The organism is Corynebacterium sp. UMB6689, assembly GCF_030215295.1.
GTDB classification, from domain to species: domain Bacteria; phylum Actinomycetota; class Actinomycetes; order Mycobacteriales; family Mycobacteriaceae; genus Corynebacterium; species Corynebacterium aurimucosum.
This window is the reverse complement of record NZ_JASOLS010000218.1, coordinates 1-256: the sequence shown is the minus strand read 5'-3', so window position 1 is coordinate 256 and position 256 is coordinate 1. Positions and strand designations below refer to the sequence as shown.

1 pseudogene is annotated in these 256 nt (G+C 58.6%); it reads right to left on the bottom strand.

Annotated features, from left to right (window positions below):
* A pseudogene (locus tag QP363_RS13270) lies at nt 1–185 on the bottom strand (UDP-N-acetylmuramoyl-L-alanyl-D-glutamate--2,6-diaminopimelate ligase); the annotation flags it as partial.
* Nucleotides 186–256: the final 71 nt, after the last annotated feature.

Here is a 256-nt window from a genome sequence, read left to right as displayed (position 1 = left end):
ACACGGTGCAACGACAAGGCATGCGAGGAAGTCTCGATGACTGCTCCTCCTAGATTTTGTTCGCGCGCGGAGGCCAAGAAACGTTGCAGCACGGGCGCCTCAGCGGTAGTGCGCGAGGCAATAATCTGGTGCTGGCCTACCGAGACCTCGTTGGTACCGCACAGGGCGGCGTGCGGATGATCCACGCCGAGCAGCGCTCTAAGTAAATAGGTAGTCGTAGTTTTCCCGTTTGTGCCGGTAACTGTCGCTGTCACCA